19 protein-coding genes and 1 pseudogene are annotated in these 16984 nt (G+C 63.7%); 13 read left to right on the top strand and 7 right to left on the bottom strand.

All coding sequences use genetic code 11. The annotated features are described in order from the left end of the window. Nucleotides 1-150 precede the first annotated feature (150 nt). The 3 genes from rpoZ (at nucleotide 151) to G552_RS0110840 (ending at nucleotide 1666) form a co-directional block, all read left to right on the top strand. Entirely contained in the window at nucleotides 151-459 is a 309-nt protein-coding gene (gene rpoZ / locus G552_RS0110850) for a DNA-directed RNA polymerase subunit omega (RefSeq protein ID WP_027883061.1), read from the top strand. Nucleotides 460-572: 113 nt separating this feature from the next. Beyond that, complete coding sequence (gene argR, locus G552_RS0110845) at nucleotides 573-1031, top strand: arginine repressor (protein ID WP_027883060.1); 459 nt, start codon at nucleotides 573-575, stop codon at nucleotides 1029-1031. Between the two features lie 14 nt (nucleotides 1032-1045). Beyond that, nucleotides 1046-1666 carry a MarC family protein gene (locus G552_RS0110840; protein ID WP_027883059.1) on the top strand — a complete coding sequence of 207 codons (621 nt, stop codon included), beginning with the start codon at nucleotides 1046-1048 and terminating at the stop codon, nucleotides 1664-1666. On the opposite strand, the gene G552_RS15865 is transcribed toward G552_RS0110840, so the two are convergent. The 3 genes from G552_RS15865 to cysK all read right to left on the bottom strand — a co-directional run bounded on the left by G552_RS15865 (nucleotide 1652) and on the right by cysK (nucleotide 5584). Continuing rightward, the gene (locus G552_RS15865; protein WP_051195781.1) at nucleotides 1652-2953 is read right to left on the bottom strand and encodes a GGDEF domain-containing protein; all 1302 of its coding nucleotides are present in this window, start codon (nucleotides 2951-2953) and stop codon (nucleotides 1652-1654) included. The two genes, G552_RS0110840 and G552_RS15865, sit on opposite strands and share 15 nt — an antisense overlap. 58 nt (nucleotides 2954-3011) lie before the next feature. Next, on the bottom strand, nucleotides 3012-4580 hold the full coding sequence (locus tag G552_RS0110830; protein WP_027883057.1) for a DNA repair protein RecN: 1569 nt from the start codon (nucleotides 4578-4580) through the stop codon (nucleotides 3012-3014). Nucleotides 4581-4648: 68 nt separating this feature from the next. Continuing rightward, entirely contained in the window at nucleotides 4649-5584 is a 936-nt protein-coding gene (cysK, locus tag G552_RS0110825) for a cysteine synthase A (RefSeq protein WP_027883056.1), read from the bottom strand. 124 nt (nucleotides 5585-5708) lie between these two features. Here cysK and G552_RS0110820 point away from each other — a divergent pair, with 124 nt between their 5' ends. Further along, complete coding sequence (locus G552_RS0110820) at nucleotides 5709-6179, top strand: FKBP-type peptidyl-prolyl cis-trans isomerase (protein ID WP_027883055.1); 471 nt, start codon at nucleotides 5709-5711, stop codon at nucleotides 6177-6179. A gap of 64 nt (nucleotides 6180-6243) precedes the next feature. Then, on the top strand, nucleotides 6244-7143 hold the full coding sequence (locus G552_RS0110815; protein ID WP_027883054.1) for an AEC family transporter: 900 nt from the start codon (nucleotides 6244-6246) through the stop codon (nucleotides 7141-7143). Here G552_RS0110815 and G552_RS0110810 read toward each other — a convergent pair. From G552_RS0110810 to G552_RS0110800, 3 genes are read right to left on the bottom strand one after another with little or no spacing between them, the layout of a single operon-like run. Further along, a complete protein-coding gene (locus G552_RS0110810) occupies nucleotides 7140-7526 on the bottom strand; it encodes a hypothetical protein (protein WP_027883053.1) in 387 nt (128 codons plus the stop codon). The two genes, G552_RS0110815 and G552_RS0110810, sit on opposite strands and share 4 nt — an antisense overlap. Beyond that, a complete protein-coding gene (locus G552_RS0110805) occupies nucleotides 7523-8221 on the bottom strand; it encodes a 16S rRNA (uracil(1498)-N(3))-methyltransferase (protein ID WP_027883052.1) in 699 nt (232 codons plus the stop codon). Before G552_RS0110805 ends, G552_RS0110810 begins: the two co-directional genes overlap by 4 nt. 2 nt (nucleotides 8222-8223) lie before the next feature. Next, the gene (locus G552_RS0110800; RefSeq protein ID WP_027883051.1) at nucleotides 8224-8985 is read right to left on the bottom strand and encodes a 50S ribosomal protein L11 methyltransferase; all 762 of its coding nucleotides are present in this window, start codon (nucleotides 8983-8985) and stop codon (nucleotides 8224-8226) included. Nucleotides 8986-9017: 32 nt separating this feature from the next. Here G552_RS0110800 and G552_RS0110795 point away from each other — a divergent pair, with 32 nt between their 5' ends. The 8 genes from G552_RS0110795 (at nucleotide 9018) to aat (ending at nucleotide 16700) form a co-directional block, all read left to right on the top strand. After that, nucleotides 9018-9938, top strand: coding sequence for an aldose 1-epimerase (locus G552_RS0110795; protein WP_027883050.1), 921 nt, complete (start codon nucleotides 9018-9020; stop codon nucleotides 9936-9938). Between the two features lie 36 nt (nucleotides 9939-9974). After that, a complete protein-coding gene (locus G552_RS0110790) occupies nucleotides 9975-10643 on the top strand; it encodes a response regulator transcription factor (RefSeq protein WP_027883049.1) in 669 nt (222 codons plus the stop codon). Nucleotides 10644-10655: 12 nt separating this feature from the next. Next, nucleotides 10656-11612 carry a sensor histidine kinase gene (locus tag G552_RS0110785; protein WP_027883048.1) on the top strand — a complete coding sequence of 319 codons (957 nt, stop codon included), beginning with the start codon at nucleotides 10656-10658 and terminating at the stop codon, nucleotides 11610-11612. Nucleotides 11613-11631: 19 nt separating this feature from the next. Continuing rightward, nucleotides 11632-12294 carry a phosphate signaling complex protein PhoU gene (gene phoU / locus G552_RS0110780; RefSeq protein ID WP_027883047.1) on the top strand — a complete coding sequence of 221 codons (663 nt, stop codon included), beginning with the start codon at nucleotides 11632-11634 and terminating at the stop codon, nucleotides 12292-12294. A 118-nt stretch (nucleotides 12295-12412) separates the two neighbouring features. Continuing rightward, complete coding sequence (gene pdxS, locus G552_RS0110775; RefSeq protein ID WP_027883046.1) at nucleotides 12413-13294, top strand: pyridoxal 5'-phosphate synthase lyase subunit PdxS; 882 nt, start codon at nucleotides 12413-12415, stop codon at nucleotides 13292-13294. Nucleotides 13295-13384: 90 nt separating this feature from the next. Continuing rightward, nucleotides 13385-14326, top strand: a complete 942-nt coding sequence (locus G552_RS0110770; protein WP_027883045.1) for a hypothetical protein — start codon at nucleotides 13385-13387, stop codon at nucleotides 14324-14326. Nucleotides 14327-14336: 10 nt separating this feature from the next. Further along, nucleotides 14337-16079, top strand: coding sequence for an ATP-binding protein (locus G552_RS0110765; protein ID WP_027883044.1), 1743 nt, complete (start codon nucleotides 14337-14339; stop codon nucleotides 16077-16079). Nucleotides 16080-16085: 6 nt separating this feature from the next. Further along, complete coding sequence (gene aat, locus G552_RS0110760; protein ID WP_027883043.1) at nucleotides 16086-16700, top strand: leucyl/phenylalanyl-tRNA--protein transferase; 615 nt, start codon at nucleotides 16086-16088, stop codon at nucleotides 16698-16700. Between the two features lie 24 nt (nucleotides 16701-16724). Here the strand turns inward: aat and G552_RS16525 are convergent. Next, a pseudogene (locus G552_RS16525) lies at nucleotides 16725-16984 on the bottom strand (IS982 family transposase); the annotation flags it as partial.

Genomic DNA, 16984 nt, shown 5'->3' with positions numbered 1-16984 from the left:
CACATGGCCCTGGGGGGTCTTGCTCCCTTGGAGTATTTAGCTAAGATGCAGGAGGAGTCGGTTCCCCAGTCTCACATGTGTTGACCGATTACACGCTCTCGGCACAGCGCCGATTCTGCTGTACAATCTTCCCTTTAGAGAGGTCTACGTATGGCAGAGCCTGGCATTGACACCCTTCTAACCCTGACCGACTCCAAGTACCGCCTGACGGTGGTGACCGCCAAGCGCGCCCAGCAGTTGCTGCGCTACGATTTCAAAAACACCGTTCTGGAAAGCCACGAAATCCCCCGCATGCGCACCCTCGAGGGGGAGAAGCCCGACCCCAACGCGGTAACCTGGGCTATGAAGGAACTTCTGACGGGCCGGTTGCAAATAGGGGAAAACCTGATTGCCGAGGATCGCCTGAGTAAGTACCTGGATCAGCTTTACCCCCGCGAGGTGGCCGAAACAGCGGATTAGTCCGACTCGCCTGCCCCAACCAGGGGATAAAAACCCTGAGGGGTTGTGTCTTTATGCATGTTGGTCGGGGTAGACCTGTATAATCGCAGGGCGAAACTTGGAGCGATTGCACCATGGCAAGCAAGGAGCAGCGGCATCGGGCCATCCAAGAGATTATCAGCCGGGAGAGCATTTCTACCCAGGCCCAGTTGGTACAGCGGCTACGCGAGATGAACTTCGACGTAACCCAGGCCACCGTGAGCCGCGATATCAACGAGCTGCGCTTGGTGCGGGTGCCCCTTGGTCGGGGCAAACACAAGTACGCCCTAGCCCCGGTGGATGTGGCGGAAGACGTGATGGAGGAGCTCCGGCGCATCTTTCCTACCTTTGTGCACGACGTAGACCGAGGCGAGAACATCCTGGTGCTGAAGGTTTCTGAGGGGCATGCTTCGGGCATTGCCCTATTGATAGACCGGTTGCGCCGTGACGATATCGTGGGCACCATCGCCGGGGAGGACACCATCTTAGTGGTGGGGCGCAGCGTGGCGGTGGCCGAGGCCCTTCAGGAAGAGTTTGAGGCGCTACTCACCTAGCGCTAAGGATGCCTGTGGTGGAGTTTGCGTTAAAGGCCTTTCTGACTTTATTTGTGCTGATTGACCCCATCGGCCTGATACCGCTATTTCTGGCCTTGGTGGGTACACGCAGCTACCAAGAGCAAAAGCGCATTGCCCTGAAGGCCACCACTGTGGCCGGGCTAATCGTGTTGCTTTTTGCCTTGTTGGGAGGGGTGATCCTGCGCTACTTAGGGATCAGCCTCGAGGCCCTCAAGGTGGCAGGGGGGCTGCTTTTGTTCCGAATTGCCCTAGATATGATCAACGCCCAGCTCGAGCGCGAGACCGACGAAGAACAGGCCGAGTCGCAGGTGCGGGCCGACATCTCGGTGTTTCCCCTGGCCATTCCCCTCATTGCCGGGCCGGGAACATTGGCTGGGGTGCTGATTCTGGCTGGGTCGGCCCCCAGCGGGGTGGTGGGCTTTGGACTGGTGCTGGCTATGGCCGCGCTGGTGCTTTTCCTCACCTACTGGTCGTTGCGGGCGGCGCTCAAGTTTTCCAGCTCCCTGGGGCGCACCGGCATTAACGTGATCACCCGGGTGTTGGGGATTTTGCTGGCGGCTTTGGCGGTGCAGTATGTGGCCGATGGGGTGCGGGTGCTGCTAGGTCTCGTCTAGTTTTGGGGTGCCGCGCTTGTCGGCATACATGGCGGCGTCGCCTTTTTCCAGGGCTGCGGCTAGATCCATCCGAGCGGTGACCTCGATGGCCCCCGCGCTGACCTCTACATGGATTTCCGAGCGTACCCGCTCAATCACCTCAGGGGCCTCAGCCAGGGGTAGGCCCAGGTGCAAGGTGACGAACTCATCCCCACCGATACGGAAGGCCTGGTCTTCCTGGCGCACCGCTCCGCGCAGGGCCCGGCCTAGCAGCCGCAGGGCCTGGTCGCCTGTGGCGTGCCCGTACTGATCGTTGATGCGTTTGAGACCATTCATGTCCCAGTAGATGAGGGTTAGAGGCAGTTCCAGTCGCTCGGCCAGGGCCTTGGCCTTGACAAAGCCTTCCTCCAGAGCATGGCGGTTGCCCAGGCCGGTTAGGGCGTCCCGCAGGGCCATATCGGATAGATGGCGGCGCAAGAGCAGGCCGTAGAGCACGGTGGCAGCCTGCAGGGCAAAGGTCTGGGCAATGGAGAGACTCTCCGGGGGAAAAGCCTCGGTGGAGCTGAGGGCGTCGAGGTTAAGGGTGCCCATTACCTTGCCGTGCAAGACGATGGGTACGGTAATGGTGGCTTTGAGTTCTTCCAGTCGGCCTATCCGCTCGAACACGCCCGGGTCTGGGGCGGCCTGCCGGCTGCGTTCTTGTATTTGGGGAGCCACCAGCAGCCGGGGTATGCCTTGCCGCCAGGCTTCCTCTCCCAGTCCGTACCACTCCAGCTCGCGCTCGTAGCTGAGGGCATACCGGGTTAGCTCGTCCTCGAAGCCAATCTGGGCTACAAAGCGGAACTGATCTTGTTCCAGCAGAGCCAGGCTACCCGCCTCGGCCCCCGGAACCACTGCCACCGCGGTTTGCAGCACCCGCTGTAGTGTTTCCTCGAATCGGGCCTCCTGGGCCAGGAGGTTGGAGAGCACCTCGAGGGAGGAGGCATAGGCCAAGGCCTGGTGGTAAGCTGGAGTTACCTCGTGCAAGAGGCAGAGCTGACCGTTTTTGTAGGGGGCCCGGCTAAGCTGGAACCAGCGCCAGCGCTGGCCAGCAAGCCCTAGAAGATTCTGGGGGAACCACTCCCCAGCTTGCGGGACCTGGGGGCTGAGCAGCTCTTCCAAGCGCTGCCCCAGGCCGTGGGGGAACAAGGCTTTGGCGGTTGGGTTGCCCCAGCCAATCCGGCCCGCTTCATCCAGCCAGACCGCTGCCTCGGGAAGCTGCTCCAGCCAGCGCAGGGTATCGGGCTCGAGGGGAGGCGGGGCTTTCATCGGGTGATAGTTTCAGTGTAGGAGGGTTACCTTTGTTACGCAACAACCCCTTTGCCCGTTACGGGGCCGGGCCTAGCAGCTCACGGGCGTGCTTTAGGGCAGCCTCAGAGTAGCTGCCCGAGAGCATGCGGGCTAGTTCCCGCACCCGTTCCTCGTCTTGTACTGGCTCCACCCGCACACCCTGGGCCTCCTTGACCACCCGGTAGTGGGTCTGGGCCCGGGCCGCGATCTGGGGAAGATGGGTGACCACCAGCACCTGGCGCTGCTGGGCTAGCCGGGCCAGCCGCTCGGCCACCTGCCAGGCAGCTTCCCCCCCCACACCGGTGTCGATCTCGTCGAAGACTACCGTCTCGGCCTCGCTGCCGGTAAGCAGGGCTAAAGCCAGCATGACCCGTGAAAGCTCGCCTCCCGAGGCGGCTTTCTCTAAGGGGGCCAGGGGCAGGCCGGGGTTGGCGGAGAAGCGCAGCTCCACTTCCTCCAGCCCTTCAGGGCCCGGTTTGTCTAGGGGGACCAGCCCCACCTCGAAGTGGGCCTGGGGCATGCCCAAAGCCCGGATTTCCCCACTGGCTTCCTGGGAGAGCTGGAGGGCGGCCTGGGCCCGGGCCTGGGAAAGGGCCTGGCCCGCAGCCAGTAGGGCCTGCCAGGCCTGCTCTTTTTCCATCTGAAGCTGGGCTAAGCGATCCTCGGCCCCTTCCAGCTCGGCTAGCTCGCGCCGGGCCGCCTGGGCGAACTCGAGGATGGCCGGGATACCCGCGCCGTATTTGCGCTCGAGCCGCTCGATCTGGGCCAGCCGGGCTTCCACCTGTTCCAGGCGTTCGGGGTCGGCCTCGAGGCGCTCGAGGTAGTCTTCTAGCTCGCGGTTCACCGCCCTGAGGGCATCCAAGGCCCCCTCCAGTTCCTGCCCTAACGGTACGAGTGCCTCGTCGAAGCGACCTACCGTTTTAATCTCCCGTGCGGCCTGCCCTACCAGGCCCAAAGCGTCGCCCTCCCCGCTGAGCAGGCCCAAGGCCGCTGAGACCCGCTCGCGCAGGGCCTCGAGGTGGCGCAGGCGCTCGGCTTCCTGCCGGAGGGCCTCTTCCTCGCCCACTTCCAGTCGGGCCCGTTCGATTTCTTCCGTTTGGAAGCGCAGGATGTCCAGCTTGCGCTCACGTTCACGGGCGGCGGCCTCGAGGCATTGGCTTTCCTGCAGCAAAGCCTGGAAGCGGGCGTAGGCCTGCTGGTAGGCCTCGAGCAGCCTGGGGTCTAGCTGGGCGTCGAGCAAGCGGCGCTGGGCTTTTCGGCTATAAAGGGCCAGTGCCGCGTGCTGGGCATGGATCGCCAGGTGCTTGGCGGCTTCCTCGCTTAGCTCCTTGAGGCTGACGACCTCCCCATCGATCCGGGGGGTGCTGCGGCCCTGTGAGACTTTGCGGGAGAGGCTCTTGCCAGCGAAAAAAGCGGTGACCAGCAGGGCCTCGGCCCCTGGGCGAACCAGGCCCTCGGCCCGCTCCCCCAGCAGTAAGGAAAGGGCATCCACCAGCACGCTCTTGCCCGCCCCGGTCTCGCCGGTGAGAACGGTCAGGCCGGGGCCAAACTCCAGCGCTACCTGCTCCAGCACGGCCAGGTTTTGCACCTCGAGGCGTTCTAGCATACTCGAGCGTAGGGTATCACACCCTCTCCGCTAAAAACATAAACACTGCCGGGCTTGCGGGCCTGGCCTCAGGAAGCGACCGGCCTGCTTTCCTCTTCAGCGAACAAAGGGGTAGAAAGGTACTTCATCCCTGAGTCGCAGGCGATGGTCAACACCCGCTTGCCGGGGCCTAGCTCCCGCGCTACTTGCAAAGCCGCCCAGATCATGCCACAGGCGCTCATGCCCACAAAAAGCCCTTCCTGGCGGGCTAGAGGCTTGGCCAGAGGGAAGGCGTCCTCCTCTAGCACCTGGATGACCCGATCCAGCATATTCACGTCTAGGTTGGGGGGGATGAAGCCCGGCCCCATGCCCTGAAACTGGTGCGAACCCATCTGCCCCCCCGAAAGCACGTTGCTGCGCCGGGGCTCGCAGGCGATGATCTGCACCTTGGGAAGCCGTTCGCGCAGGTACCGGCCTACCCCCATGATCGTCCCCCCGGTACCCGAGCCGTAGACAAAGGCATCGAGGCGGCCTTCCATCTGCTGGAATATCTCTGGGCCAGTGGTCTCGTAGTGGGCCCGGGCATTGGCAGGATTATCGAACTGGTTGGGCATGAAGGCCCCTTGCTCGGCCACGATGCGCTGGGCCTCCTCGATGGCAGCCAGCATGCGCCGGCTGGGATCGGTCAGGATCAGCTCAGCCCCATAGGCCCGCAGGATGCGCTTGCGCTCCTCCGACATCTGGGCCGGCATGGTGAGGATGAGCCGGTAACCCCGGCTGGCGGCTACCATAGCCAGGCCGATGCCGGTGTTCCCACTGGTGGGTTCCACGATGAGCTGGCCCGAGCCTGGCCTCAAGATACCGCGTTCCTCGGCGTCTTTAATCAAGTACCAGGCTGTGCGATCCTTGATGGAGCCCCCAGGGTTGTTGCCCTCGAGCTTGACCCAAACCTCGGCCATGCCCGGTTCGACCAGGCGCTTGAGCCGGACCACCGGGGTTTTACCGATCACCTGTTCGACGTTCATGCCCATAGCATAGGCCATTGCCTCAGGGTATACCCGCTTGGGTTTACCATTTCTTCACTTGGGATGTCTTATACTCAGTTGTCTCGCGGAAACAACAGGTTTCTGTGAAGGGAGAGGAGCACGTATGACAGCAAGCAAAGACCATGTGGTGACCATTCGCTATACCCTGCACGTAGACAACGAGCTGATCGACCAAGGGGAGCTGGACTACCTGCACGGCCACCGCAACATCGTGCCGGGGCTGGAAGAGGCGCTGGAAGGCAAGACGGTGGGAGAGACCGTGGTGGTCTCGGTTCCACCCGAGAAAGGCTACGGCCCCTACGACCCGGAAGGGGTGCAGGTAGTAGACCGGGAAGCCTTTCCCCCCGATGCCGAGGTGGTGGAGGGGGCCATGTTTTACGCGGAAGACCCCCAGGGCAACCCTATGCCCTTCACCGTCTTGAGTGTGGAGGGCCGCGACGTCACCATCGATTTCAACCATGTCCTGGCCGGCGAGACTCTGGATTTTGAGGTGACCCTCACGGCCATCCGCCCGGCCACCCTGGAGGAGCTCGAGCACGGCCACGCCCATGGTCCTCACGGGCACGCGCACTAGGCTGGAATAACCCCGGCCCCCTTTTGGGGGCCGTTTTTTCTTGCTTCAGGTAAGCTACCAGGGTATGGAAGCCCTGCTCAACACGGTGGTGCCGGTGGCTTTTATTGTGCTGACCGGTTACCTGGTGGGTCGGCGCATCGAGTTTGATCTGCCAACCCTTTCCAAGCTCTCGATTTATGTCCTAGTGCCGGTGCTGATCTTCGATGCCATGCTGCGGGCCAAGCTAACCGGGGCCAGTGTGGTAGGAATCACTGCGGCCTTTTTCCTGGCCTCTGCTGGGCTGTACTTGCTGGCCTTGGGGTTGGCCCGGTGGCTTCGTTTGGAGCAAGGGGCGGCCAAAGCCCTGATTGCTTCGGCTACCTTTCCTAACTCGGGCAACATGGGCCTTTCCCTCTGCTTTTTTGCCCTGGGCCAGCCCGGTCTCGACCGGGCCATCGTTTTTTTTATCGCCAGTAGCGTGCTAATGTTCGGCTTGGGGCCGGCCTTCCTGCGGGGTGGGGGGTTCGTGCAAAGCCTAGGGTTCACCCTGCGGCTGCCCCTGTTTTGGGCCCTGGTGGGGGGGTTGGCGGTGCGGGGCTTGGGGCTGCCCCTGCCGCTGGGGCTGGGCGAAGGGGTGCACCTTCTGGGCCAGGCCTGTATTCCGGTGATGCTGCTCACCTTGGGGATTCAAATCGCCCGTTCCCAGCCCGAGTGGGGGTCCTTTGAGCTGCAGGCCAGCGCGCTTCGCTTGTTGGCCGCCCCCCTTTTGGCCGGGGTGGTGGGCTGGGCACTGGGCTTAGAGCGCCTGGATATTCAGGTTTTGGTCTTGCAAAGCGCCATGCCCATTGCCGTCAACGCTTTTTTGATGGCGGGGGAGTTTGGCGGGGACGGCCCGCGGGCTGCCCGGGCGGTGGTGGTCTCCTCGGTGCTGTCGTTTATGACCATTCCTTTGGTGTTGCTGCTGATTGGGGTAGGCGGGGGTTAGCCCGGCGGGGGCGCGGGGGGTGGGGGCAGCAGGGGAGAGCCCACCTCGAGCTGTAGCAAGGGGCTTTGCCGCGCCAGCACCACCAGCCGGTAGTAGCCCTCGTCCAGCCGTTCGAAGTGGGCTTGGTAGACCCCAGGCTTTTCTACCCAAAGGGAGCGTTCCTGGAAGAGCTGGTCGCCTTTGTACCAGCGCAGCTCGAGGTAGACCGGCTCGGCTATGCGCCGCACCACCAGCCGGGCTAGGGCGCCATGCTCGGTCACCTCGAGGGTGCCGCTCAGGCTAAGCCGCTCCGGCAGGGTGGCCCGGCCTGGGTCGAGGGGCAAGAAGGTATAGCGGCAGGCCGAGAACAGCACCACCAGCACCAGCCAGAGCCATGGCTTCATAGTCCGAAAGCCGCCGTTACCAGACTCAAAAGGGCCACTGGGGCGGTCTCGGCCCGCAGGATGCGGGGCCCCAGGGTGACCGGGGTGAAGCCCCGCTCCTCCAGCAAGGCCACCTCGGCCGGGCTTAGTCCCCCCTCGGGGCCGGTCAGAAGGGCCGTAGGCCGCTGGGGGTCGAAGCGCTGGTGCACCAGAAGAGAGGCCTGGGGGTGGGCCACGAAGCCCTGTTCCACTCTCGGAACCTCCTTGAGAAAAAGTAACGGCTGTACCGTGGGCACCCGGCTGCGCTGGCACTGCTTGGCTGCCTCGCGGGCGATGCGCTGAAGCCGCTCGAGCTTGGCCTGGCTCAGCTCGCGCACCACGCAGTGCTGGCACAGGATGGGGACCACCTGCTCTACCCCCAGCTCGGTGGCGGCCCGCACCACCTCGGCCAGGTGGTCGCCTTTGAGCAGGGCCAGGTAGAGGGTGATGGGCTGGGGGGTCTCGCGGCTGGCTGGCCAGGTTTCCTCCACCTGCAACCAGATGCACCCTGGTTCTAGGGCCACCACCTGGGCCCGCCCCTCCAGGCCCTGGCCATCGAAGACGGTGAGGATATCCCCCTTCCGGGCCCGCAAAACCTGGGCTAAGTGGCGGGCCTCGCGGCCCGTGAGCCCGATCCGAGGCGCTATTTTCTCTACAAAGGCGCGATGGGGGCGCATGGCTACACCGCGGCGTAGGTCAGGCAGACCCACTCCCCCTCCTGCCGGCGCTCCAAAAGCTTGAAGGCTTGGGCGGCCAGGGCCTCCTCGACCAGGGCCTCCCGTTCCAGCAGGATGCCACTCAGTATCAGGATACCGCAGACCCCAAAGACCTTGCGATAGCTCTCGGCCAGGTAGGCGTGTAGCTCGGCGAACAGGTTGGCCACTACCAGGTCTACCGGGCCTTCTACGTCTTCCAGGCTGCCCAGGCGGAACTGGGCGGGCACCTGGTTGATCCGGGCGTTTTCCTCTGCCTGGGGGATCACGCTGGGGTCAATGTCCAGTCCCAAAGCCTCGGCCCCCAGCAGGCCCGCGGCAATGGCCAAAATGCCTGAGCCAGTCCCCAGGTCCAGCACCCGCATCCCGGGCTCGACCCGGACGGCCAGGGCCTCGAGGGCCAACCGGGTGGTCTCGTGGTGGCCGGTGCCAAAGGCCATGCCTGGCTCAATGACCAGGCGCTTCTGGGGGCCTTCCCAGGTGTGCCAGGGGGCCAGCACCACGAAGGGCCCGGCCTGCACCGGCTTGAGGTCGCGCTTGTAGGCTTCCAGCCAGTCGGTATCGGGTAGCTCGAGCCATTCCCCCGGGAAGGGCAGCTCGAGGCGTTGGGGAAAGTAGGCCCAGACCTCGCCCCTTTTTTCCTCCAGGCCCCGGGCCCCCAGCTCGAATAGGGCCGCGCTGTAGATATCCAGCGACGCAAAGTCGCCCCGCAGTCGGAAGACGTGCATACCTTACGTAGTCTAGCGCGTAGACTGAAGCCATGCACCTGGAAGTCCTGCAAAACGATGGGCTGCGCCTAACCGTGGCCCCGGAACTGGGGGCCAGCATCGTGGGTCTAGAGCTATTTAGCCAAGGGTTTTGGCTGCCGTTGCTGCGCTCTACCGCTGCGGCTGCCTTGGCCCAGGGCCGCTCACCGGAGACCTCGAGCTACCCGCTGGCCCCCTACTCCAACCGCATCCGCGAGGGCCGCTTTGTCTTCGCCGGTAAAACCTACCAGCTCAAGCCCAACTGGGCCGACGGCCAGACCCTACACGGGGAGGTGCACAGCCGGCCTTGGGCCTGGGCACGCCGGGATGAAAAGACGCTTTTCTGCCGTTTCGACTCGAGCCGCTTTGCCGAGGTGAACTTTCCCTTTCCCTTTGCGGTAGAGCTGACCTATCGGCTTTTGCCCCAGGGGCTAGAGATACACACCCGGTTGCAGAACACAGGCCAGGAGCCGATGCCAGCGGGGATGGGGCACCATCCCTACTTCATGCGCTTTTTGGGCTATTCAGAGGAAGCCCGGCTGCAATTCCGTGCCCGGCGGGTCTACCTGACCGACCAAAGCTGCCTGCCTACCCAGCCTGCCCAACCCCTTCCCCCGGGCTTCGATTTCTCCCAGCCTAAGCCCGTGGGTTCGGCCCGCTTCGACCACGTCTTTGCCGGGTGGGAGGGCTGGCTCGAGCTTACCTGGCCGGGTTCTGGCTGGCGGTTGCGCCTGGAGGCCGAGCCCATCTTTTCTCATCTGGTGTTCTTCACCGCCCCAGATGGAAGCCTGGCCCTCGAGCCGGTAACCCACGCCACCGACGGTTTCAATCTCCTAAGCCAGGGCTGGCCCGATACCGGGGTGCGGGTGCTGGAACCAGAGGCCAGCCTGGAAGGCCGGGTCTGGCTTAGGCTGGGGGTAGGGGAAAAGCCATGACATTGTCCTGACTGCTTTCGGGCTAGACTGTAGGGGATGTCGAAACTGCTGTTGGTGGAAGACGAGCCCTCGGTGCGGATGGGGTTACGGCTTTCGCTGGCCCGGGCTGGGCATCAGGTTTTGGAGGCCGCCACTGCCCGCGAGGGGTGGGAGAAGCTGCCTCAGGCTGACCTGGTTATCCTAGACTGGATGCTGCCCGATGAACCCGGGGTGCGCCTGCTGGAGCGCCTGCGCCGTGATGGCCGCTACGAGAATATGCCGGTGCTGATGCTAACCGCCCGGGTAGCCGAGCAGGATCGGGTGGAGGGGCTAGTCCGGGGGGCTGACGATTACCTGACCAAACCCTTTTCCACCCCCGAGCTTCTGGCCCGGGTGCAGGCGTTGTTGCGCCGGGTGGGGAAGAGCGGGCGGCTCGAGCGGGGGGCCCTAAGCCTCGATTTGGAGCGCCACCAGGCCTTTTTAGAGGGTCATCCCCTAGAACTCACCCGGCGCGAGTTCGACCTGCTGGCCTTTCTGGCCCGCCACCCCGGGCGGGTTTATACCCGCGAGGAGCTTTTAGAGCGGGTCTGGGGCCAGGAGTTTTTGGGCACTGCCCGCACCGTGGACCAGCATGTGGCCCAGCTACGGGACAAGCTCAATGAGGACCCCAAGGCCCCGCGTTTTCTGGAGACCCTGCGCGGGGTGGGCTACCGCTTCAAGGAGTAAGCCAGATTGAACCTGAACGCCCTGCTACAGGAGGCCTGGGAGCACGCCCGGGAAGGGGTGGTGCTCTTCGCTGAGGGGCGGGTGTGCTACTTGAACCCGGCAGCGGCCGCGCTTTTGGGGGTGGAGCGGGCCAAGATGCTGCACCGCCCTTTGTTGCTGGTTCTGCGCGACCACAAGCTCGAGGCTCTCTGCCGTAGGGGGGGCGAGGCCAGTGTGGAGGTGCGGGGCCGCACGCTATGGGCTAAAGCGATGCCGGGGGTTTTGTTGCTGTGGGACCAAAGCGCGGAGAAAAGCCGCCTCGAGGCCTTGGAAGCCTCTAGCCGGGTGCTGGCCCATGAGTTTCGCACGCCCATTGCGGGCATGCTTTCCTTGTTGGAGGCCCTAAGGGAGGGCCTAAAGCCCCAGGAGGCCCGCGAGGCTTTGGAGCTGCTCTACCAGGAGACCCAGCGCCTGTGGCGGCTGGTAGAGGACCTTCCCTTAGGCCAGCCGCCCAGCCAGGAGCGTACCTTTGCTTTGGAGGAGTTGCATCCCCGCCTGGAGCGCTTTCTGGCCCCTCAGCTGGCGGAGAAATCGGCCTGGATTCGTTGGGAAACCCCGCATACTGTACGGGCCAACCCCGATGCGGTCTACCAAGCCCTGCTCAACCTGTTGGACAATGCCCTTAAGTACGGTAGCGGCCTCGAGATCGAGGTGGTGAGCGGTGAGGGTGAACAGGGGGTCTGGCTCGAGGTGCGCAACCAAGGTCAGCCGCTCAGCGAGTTCGAAAAGCTCTTCCAGCCCGGCCAGCGGGGGGTGCATGCCGCTAACGTGCGGGGCACTGGCCTGGGCCTGGCTCTGGTACGTCGCCTGGCCACAAGCTGGGGGGGAACGGCCTATGGCCGGGCCTTGGAAAGGGGCAACGCCTTCGGCCTGACCTTTCCTGCTCCATCGGGGGCCAGGCGCGAGCGTCGGGCGGTGAAGGCGCAATAAACTATGAAGAGGAGAAGCCATGCGCGAAGGACTCGACCGTGAACTCAACCGAATCACCGAGGAGACCATCCGGATGATCTCGCTGGTGCGGGAGATGGTGGAGAAGAGCAGTAAAGCCTTAGCTGAACAGGACCCCCGGCTGGCCCAGGAGGTGATCGCCCAGGACGATCAGGTTGACCAGATGGAGCTCCAGATCGAGGCTGAGGTCATCACCCTGATGGCCCGCCAGGCTTTGGTGGCCTCGGATCTGCGCTTCACCTTCACCATCATTAAAGCCCTGACCGACCTCGAGCGGGCCGGGGATTACGCCGCCCATGTGGCTGAGGATGTGCTGCTATTGGCCAAGGAGCCTCCACTAAAAAACTACATCACCCTGCCGGATATGGGCCGGCGCTTGGCGGGAATGCTCGACCTGATCGCCAAGGCCATCGCCGAACGCGACCTCGAGGCGGCCAAGGAGGTTTTCCGCCGCGACGACGAGATCGACGGGCTTTACGAGGAGGTCTCGCGCGAGCTGCTGACCTACATGATGGAAGACCCCCGCACCATCACCAAAGCCCTGACCCTAGGGCGGGTGGCCCGCAGCTACGAGCGTTTGGGCGACCATTTGGAAAACATCTCTGAGCGAATTATCTACTGGCTGACGGGTAAAATGGAAAAAAAGCCCGAGGATGTCTACTGATATCCTCCACCGCGACCCTGCTCCCGGAGAGCCCAGTGGGGCACCAGCCCCCATTTGGTGGGCTAGACCCCTAGGAGCCAGAGGGTAAAAGGCGTATGCTACTTAGCTGGAGGAAGTGATGGAGAAAGGAACCCTGCGGGTCAAAACCGGATTCGCTGAGATGTTCAAGGGGGGCGTGATCATGGATGTGGTCAATGCCCAGCAGGCCGAGATTGCCCAGGAAGCTGGGGCGGTGGCGGTGATGGCCCTCGAGCGCGTGCCTGCCGATATACGCGCCCAGGGGGGTGTAGCCCGGATGTCCGACCCCAAGCTGATCAAGGAGATCATGCAGGCAGTCTCGATTCCGGTGATGGCCAAGTGCCGCATCGGGCACTTTGTGGAGGCCCAGATTCTCCAGGCGCTGGGGGTGGACTTCATCGATGAGTCGGAGGTGCTCACCCCGGCGGACGAGGCCTACCACATCGACAAACACGCCTTCAAGGTGCCTTTTGTCTGTGGGGCCACCGACATCGGCGAGGCCCTACGCCGCATTGGCGAGGGGGCGGCCATGATCCGTACCAAGGGCGAGGCGGGCACCGGCAACGTGGTGGAGGCGGTGCGCCATGCCCGCAAGGTGCTGGGGGGCATCCGCCAGATTCAGGCCATGCCCAAAGAAGAGCTGATGACCTATGCCAAAAACATCGGGGCCCCCTACGAGCTGGTGCTGTGGGTGCACGAGCACGGCCGGTTGCCGGTGGTGAACTTCGCTGCCGGGGGGGTCGCTACCCCTGCCGACGCCGCTTTGATGATGCAGCTTGGCATGGACGGGGTATTTGTGGGCTCGGGTATCTTCAAGTCCGGCGACCCGCGCAAGCGGGCTCGAGCCATTGTGCGGGCCGTAACCCACTACAACAACCCCGAGGTGCTGGCCGAGGTCTCGGAGGATTTGGGCGAGGCTATGGTGGGTATCAACCTGGACTACCTTTCCCAGGAGGAGCGGCTGGCTAAACGCGGTTGGTAAACCAGGCTGGCCTATCCCCCGACCAGGGCTTTGGGCCCTGGTCTTTGTGTCAGGGGACTGGGCTAAAGCGGGCTGCTAGACTGGGGTTGTATGGCCTGGAAGCTAGAGGTCTGGAACCCGGAGTATGCCCTGCCCGAGCGGATGGCTGAGGAAGGCCAAGAGGGCCTCGAGGTTATCGAAACCCACTACGAAGGGCTCTGGCAGGCCCAAAGGCCCCAGCCAGTAGGGCCAGAGGACTGGCCGGTGTTGTACCTGGTGGATGGCCGGCAGCGCATCGAGGCCCAGATTGCCGATGGCCAGGGGCGACGGGCTTTACTGGCCACGGTGGTGGCTGGAGCAGTGCGGCGCGATAGTGGAGGGATTCGGCCCGTGGGCGAGCCCAAGCGGCGCCACCTGCTGCTTTATGCCCACGAGGCTTTGGAACCCCTGCCGCCGGGCCTGGCCCATTACCAGCCCGTGCGGGTGCCCAGGGTGGATCCCACCAGCCTGCGCAGCAAGGTCACCGAGGCCATGCGCACCCTCGAGGCCAGCCTGGTCAACGAGCTGGAAGGGGGATTGGTGATTTTAGACGGCCAGGTATACCCAGGGGAGGCCTCCATCCACGAGCCCCAACGGGTGCTGGGTTACACCAAGACCCAGGCGGCTTCCTACCTGGGCCCAGAGGAACAAGCCTTGCTGGCCCAGCTCCAGCCTTTTGAGCGTACCCCCATCTTCCGCATACCCGGCTATGCGTTGCGCCGGCCTTTGGATGTGTTTTCCTGGTATATCCGGCTGCCCTTGAACCCCAGCACCGCCTTCTATGGGGGGGCAGCCCTACTGCGGGTCGAGACCCCGGCGCCTGAGCCTTACCAGGCTCGCCAGTTAGCCGACCTTTCGGTGAGCCTGTTTGGGGGTATGGCCTCTTCACCGGCCCGCGACCCCCGGGCCCCACAGAATCTGGTGCCCATTGGGGGCCTCGAGCAGTGGCTGGGCCGGTACTTGGGCAATGGCGAGGTGGTTCGGCGTAAAATCTACCAGGCCCTGTTTGCCTAAGGAGGTATGGGTGAGACGTGTGGGCATGGTGCTAGGTAGCCGCGAGGCCAAGGCGCTGGACTTCTGGGTGGCCGTGGAGGAGGGGCAGTACTTGCGCCTCGACGACCTGGTTTATGTGGAGTTTCCCCATCCTGACCCCCGGCGAGGGGGCGTAGACGGCAAGGTGCGCTACTACGGCATGGTGGACGAGGTCATCAAGCTCTACGAGGGAAGCCCTTTTGATACCGATGTCTTCCTAGCCCAGCGCGACCTACTGCCGGTAAGCCTCTCCTACGCGGCCCATGTGCAGGTTACCCGCCTCGAGCCCGAGGAGTATCTGCCCCCCAGTCCGGGCTCGCCGGTCTATTGGGCCGAGGAGGAGGCCCTACAACGGGCCCTCTACTACGACCGCATGCTGGATAAAGGCCTCCCGGTGGGCTTGCTTAAAAACGGCGAGGTGGCCTACGTCAACTTCGACTTCCTGAATGGCTTCAAGGGGGGCCATGTCAACATCTCGGGGGTCTCGGGGGTGGCGGCCAAGACCAGCTACGCCACCTTCTTGTTGCATAGCCTCTTCCAATCCCCAGCCAATCTGGAGAAGGCCAACACCCGGGCTCTGATCTTCAACGTCAAGGGCGAGGATTTGTTCTATCTGGATAAGCCCAACAAGGACCTAAGCCCCCAGGCCCTCGAGGCCTACCGGAAGATGAACCTGCCCGCCCGGCCTTTCCAAGGCGTGGCCTTCCTGGCCCCCCCGCGCAAGACCCCCGGGGACATCCTGCCCGATGTGGGCCGGCTGGACGCACGCCCCTACCACTGGGACCTGGTGCAGTTCTGCCGCGAGGGGCTTCTGCCCTTCCTCTTCACCGACCGAGGGGCCATGAGCAACCTGGGCTTCCTGATCGACCAGGTCACTGAGCGGCTGCGCCACCTGGCGAAGGATCAGAAGGGCCCAGGGCTGTGGGTGGAGGATGGGCACGATGGGGTTGTGACCCTATCGGGGGAGGTATCCTTTGCCGAGCTGGGCAAGCTCAAAATTAGCAGCTTTGCCGAGCTGGTAGACTATATCGAGCTGAAGCTGTTGGGGCCGGAATCGGAAGGAGAGGAGGCCAAGGGCGACCGCGCCTGGACGGCCCGGCAGGCCCCGGCCACCCTTCAGGCCTTCGTCCGCCGGCTTAGGGCGGCGGTGGGCAATGTGCAGCATCTCATCCGGGGGGATAAGCCGGGCCAGCCGCCTAACCCCTTGGGAGGGGCGCAGGTTAGCGTGGTGGATATCCACCAGCTACCTGCCCAGGCCCAGATGTTCGTGGTGGGGGCCATTTTGCGCGAGGTCTTCGAGCGCAAGGAGCGGGGCGACTACCCGGGCCGGGTCTTTGTGGTGCTGGATGAGCTCAACAAGTACGCTCCCCGTGAAGGGGAAAGCCCCATCAAAGATATTCTGCTCGACATCGCCGAGCGGGGGCGCAGCCTGGGGGTGATCCTGATTGGGGCCCAGCAGACCGCTTCCGAGGTGGAAAGCCGGGTGGTGGGCAACGCCGCCATCCGGGTAGTAGGCCGCCTCGACGCTGCCGAAGCGGAGCGGCCCGAGTACCGCTACCTGCCGGCTTCGTTTCGCCAGCGGGCGGTCATCTTGCCCCAGGGCACCATGATTCTGCACCAGCCCGAGGTACCGGTGCCCCTAGCCCTTACCTTTCCCCTGCCGGCCTGGGCCATGAAGCGGGAAGAGGTAGGCGAGGATGTCTCGGCAGAAACCTTGAGGGGCTTGTTGGACTAGGCAGATATGCGGGTCGATGCCCACAACCTGGAGGCGATTATCTACCTGTATTCCTACGGTTTTTTTCCGTTGGGCTTTGCCGACGGCATCCACTGGGTGGACGAGCGGGCCTACGATACCGCCTACCGGGCGGTCGTACCGCTAGACGAGCGCTTCCACATTCCCCGCAGCCTGCGGCGCGTGCTTAACGCCAACCGCTTTGAAGTGCGGATTAACCACGACTTCGCCGGGGTGGTGGAGGGTTGTGCCACCCGTGGGGGTACCTACCGGGGCCAGACCTGGATTACCCCAGAGTTAGCCGCCTTTTACCTGGATCTGCACCGGCTGGGCCTGGCCCATAGCTTCGAGACCTGGCTGGATGGGCGGCTGGCCGGAGGCATCCTGGGGGTGGCCTTGGGGGCAGCCTTCATCGGCGACAGCATGTTTTACCGCGTACCCAACGCCTCTAAGGTAGCCCTGGTACGCTTGGTGGAACACCTGCGCCAAAGGGGGTATGTCCTCTTCGACGCCCAGGTGCAAAACCCCCATCTGGCCCGTTTTGGAACCCTCGAGATGGATCCTTTAGAGTTTCGTGAGCGCCTATTGTTCGCGGTGTATGGCCAACAGCGCTCTTTTGTCTAGGATGGCGTAGGATAACCCAAGTTGCTACCCAGCCATCTTCCTTTCCATGAACCTGAGGTTGTGGGCCAAGACGAATAGGATGACCTTGATGAGGAACCCTTCCTGCGTTGTGGCGTGGATGCGCCTGGGGAAGAGGGCATGAAGCATACTGCCCACCGTCTCCACCACCCGCCGTTGCGTAATGGCCAGATACGGGTACCAGAGGTGGAAACGCTTGGAATTCTCCTTGCGCACGGGCAAGAGGCGTATCCCCTCCGCCTCCAGAAGAAGGTCTTCAAGAAGAT

This window comes from Meiothermus rufus DSM 22234 (assembly GCF_000423425.1).
Classification (GTDB): Bacteria; Deinococcota; Deinococci; order Deinococcales; family Thermaceae; genus Meiothermus; species Meiothermus rufus.
The sequence above is the reverse complement of the archived record's forward strand: the minus strand, read 5'-3'. Positions and strand labels throughout refer to the sequence as shown.